We start from the raw sequence: 3924 nt of genomic DNA on the forward strand, positions 1-3924 counted from the left end.
AAAATTTTTATGTTAATATCAAATAAGTTTAAAAATTACTATTATTGTAAAGAAATAGTATTTATTAAAACCTGAGAGGTATTGAAATTTTTTCTGTTTTTTTAATTACCATATTTATTTTCTAATGAGATTGGATAGAGGCCCTTTCTCCTGAAGAGTGGGTAATGAATTAGGGTTTCAGGAATATTGATTCTTCTTTGTTGAGATACGGCACTTTGTTTGGATTAATAGTTATGGATGCGGAACTTTTCTATCTCTTTACATTTAATGGAATAAGATTACTGAGATTCTACTTCTCCTTAATTTGAGGAATAAATTAGTATTTAAATTATTAATTATGAAAGCCAATTTGTTGTCGAATAAGTCAGTTAAGCAGGTAGAAATTATAAAAGTTGAGGAGAATGAAAGTTTTCCTTATATGGATGATATTTCTGTAGAAGAGCCACTGGAAATAAGGGTTTCTTATATTGCAGATAAAAAAGAGACTAAAAATATATCTGTAACTATGAGGACTCCGGGAAATGATGGAGAACTTGCAATCGGGTTTTTATTTACGGAAGGGATTATTTTCAACCGCCAACAGGTTAAAAATATTAGCTTTCCGGAAACAGACTGTTCAAGAAATAATGAAAATATTGTCATTGTGGAGCTTACAGAGGGGTTTGTTCCAGAACTTAAGAAGGCTGACAGAAACTTTTATACTACATCCAGTTGTGGTGTATGTGGAAAAGGTTCTATAGAGTCCATACGGACGGTAAGTATTTTTCACAATCACAAAAAACAAAATGCTGTAATTTCCCTTGAAAGACTTTATCAATTATCAGAAAAGTTAAAAACTTTTCAGAAAAATTTTAGTGCCACAGGAGGTATACATGCTTCTGGCCTATTTGACATAGATGGTAATCTTTATGCCTTACGTGAAGACGTAGGAAGGCATAATGCATTGGATAAACTCATAGGTCACGCCTTGTATGCAGACTTACTTCCTCTTACTAATAAAATTCTAGTCTTAAGCGGAAGAGCTAGTTTTGAGCTTATTCAGAAAGCGGCAATGGCAGGAGTTGGTATGATTGCTGCAATAGGAGCACCATCCAGCCTGGCAATAGATCTTGCAAAAGAATTTGATATTACATTATTGGGATTTCTTCGGAATAACCGTTTTAATATTTATCATTCCGGTAATTATTTTAAAATTGAAAATTTGTATGGAGATGAGAATTAAAGATAATTCAGTGAGGTTTCACCTTCCGAATCCGAATCTAAAATACTAAATTTTTATTTTTTTTAAATTTTATAAATTATGGAAAACAAGGATTTATTCAATAAAATAAAAGAAGATATCAGTAGGTTACCTGCTGCAGAACCACCATATAAATTATTGAACCTAAGGCTAAAACCTCCAAAAGCTTGGGCAGCGGGTGTACCGGCGGTAATACATTCGCTGGATCAGCTCGTGCGTAACGCATCTTTTCTTCGTGGAGGAAGAGCCCTTTTCAGTATGAATCAATTTGATGGTTTTGATTGTCCGAGCTGTGCTTGGCCAGATCCTGATGACGAACGTTCCCGATTGGGCGAATATTGTGAAAATGGAGCAAAAGCTTTAGCAGAAGAAGCTACTTCAAAAAAAATAGGAGCAGAGTTTTTTAAGGAAAATTCAGTGTATGACTTAGCAAAACTGACTGATTTTGAAATTAGCCAGTTGGGAAGAATTGAAGAACCTATGTATTTACCTGAAAATGGAACCCATTATCAGCCGATAAGCTGGGATGATGCCTTTGCAAAGATTTCTAAAAAACTTAATGCTTTAGAATCTCCTAACGAAGCCGTTTTTTATACTTCAGGAAGAACCAGTAACGAAGCAACTTGGGTTTACCAGTTATTTGCCCGTGAATTCGGAACCAATAACTTTCCGGACTGTTCCAATATGTGTCATGAGACCTCAGGCTATGCACTTTCCAGAAGTATTGGCATTGGGAAAGGTACAGTAAAACTGGAAGACTTTTATGATACCGATCTTATTATAATCATGGGACAGAATCCCGGAACCAATTCCCCCAGAATGCTTTCGGCTTTAACTAAGGGAAAGAAAAACGGAGCAAAAATTATGGCGATCAATCCACTTCCTGAGGCCGGGTTAAAAGGTTTCCGAAATCCTCAGGATGTTCGTGCTTTGCTTGATAAGCCCTATGAATTGTCAGATTTATACCTTCCTGTTAAGATCAATGGAGATATGGCTCTTTTGAAGGCCCTTCAAATCTTAATATTAGAAGAGGAAGCTAAAAATCCGGGAAAAGTACTAGATCATGATTTTATTGAGAACAAGACTGCAGGGTTTAAGGAGTTGAGTGAAGAATTAAAACGGTATAACCTTGATTTTCTGGCTGTAGAATGTGGAATTCCGATCGAAAGGCTAAGAGAAGCGGCACAGATGATTGCCTCAAAAAAACGTATTATTATATGTTGGGGAATGGGAATCACACAGCAGCATAACGGGGTGGACATGATCTATAATATAGTGAACCTGCTTCTTATGAAAGGAAGTATAGGAATTCAGGGAGGAGGAGCCTGCCCTGTTCGTGGTCATAGTAATGTGCAGGGAAACAGAACCTTACTGATCAACCATCATCCCACTACTGAGCAACTGGATCGTTTGGAAGAATATTATGGTTTTAAGGTACCAAGAGAGGGCGGTTATGATGTCGTGAAGGCGCTAAAGGCAATGCATCGGGGTGATGTGAAGTTTATGTTTTGTATGGGTGGCAATTTCTTATCAGCTGCACCGGATACGACTTTTACAGCAGAAGCAATGCGAAAGCTGGAAATGTCCGTGATTGTTTCTGTAAAATTAAATAGGAGCCATCTTATCCATGGAAAAGAAGCTCTTATCTTACCGGTAATTTCCAGAAGTGAAAAAGATATAATTAACGGAGAGCTTCAGCATGTAAGTACTGAAAATTCAATGGGTGTTGTAGAGTGGTCAAGAGGTGTTCTCGAGCCTATTTCAAAACATTTGATTAATGAAACACATGTGGCCTGCAGAATGGCAAAAGCAGTTCTGGGCGAACGTTCTGTAGTAGACTGGGATAAGTTTATTAACAGTTATGATGCTGTTCGTAATGATATTGAACAATGTATTCCCGGATTTGAAAATTATAATACAAGGGTAGTTCAGAAAGGTGGATTTTATCTTCCAAATGAGCCGAGAGATGGTATTTTTAATAGTGAGTTTCATCAGGGGAAAGCAGCTTTCAATATTACAGCTGTACCAGATAATTCTCTTGAAGCTGATGAATATCTGATGGGAACGACCAGAACACATGACCAGTTTAATACAGTGGTTTATGGGCTGGATGACCGCTACAGAGGAATTTTCAATGAAAGAAGAGTGGTAATGATGAATGAATATGATATTGAGAAAGCTGGTTTTAAAGAAGGTGAGCATGTAGATCTTTTCAATTATGATGACGGAATTGAGAGGATCGCACCTCTTTTTATTGTAGTAAAATATCCTATCCCACAAAAGAGTACTATGACCTATTTTCCGGAAACCAATGTTTTGGTATCCATCAATAATGTAGTAAATGGTGCTAATATGCCGGCTTCAAAATATGTCCGTATAAAAATCCGTAAGCACAACCCCGATATTTTTAAAAAAATTGATGACCACGTCATTGCCGCATCAGGAACGGGTCTGAAGTAATCTTAGTTCGGACTTAAATCGGTTTATAAGGTGGGTGAAAAATTATAGATTTTAGAGTTCATTTTAGCTGATTTTAAAGAACATCCCAAGAAGAAGTAACAGTAAATGGGAAGGTTATACTCTTATAAAGAGTTCCCGTTTTGGATATTCTTTCCATATTTTCTTGCAAATATAAATTCCTTAGTATGCCTTTGGGAGTGGTTTGAAATAAGTATACTTAGTAT

General features: G+C 36.4%; 2 protein-coding genes. Both read left to right on the top strand.

Annotation, left to right across the window (positions count from 1 at the left end; genetic code table 11):
• The first annotated feature begins 337 nt into the window (after window positions 1-337).
• Window positions 338-1222 carry a formate dehydrogenase accessory sulfurtransferase FdhD gene (gene fdhD, locus Q0A18_RS09835; protein WP_292009972.1) on the top strand — a complete coding sequence of 295 codons (885 nt, stop codon included), beginning with the start codon at window positions 338-340 and terminating at the stop codon, window positions 1220-1222.
• 78 nt (window positions 1223-1300) lie between these two features.
• Window positions 1301-3700, top strand: coding sequence for an FdhF/YdeP family oxidoreductase (locus Q0A18_RS09840; RefSeq protein WP_292009973.1), 2400 nt, complete (start codon window positions 1301-1303; stop codon window positions 3698-3700).
• The last annotated feature ends 224 nt before the right edge of the window (window positions 3701-3924 follow it).

The sequence above is a fragment of the Chryseobacterium sp. genome (genome assembly GCF_022712095.1).
In the GTDB taxonomy this organism is placed as follows: domain Bacteria; phylum Bacteroidota; class Bacteroidia; order Flavobacteriales; family Weeksellaceae; genus Chryseobacterium.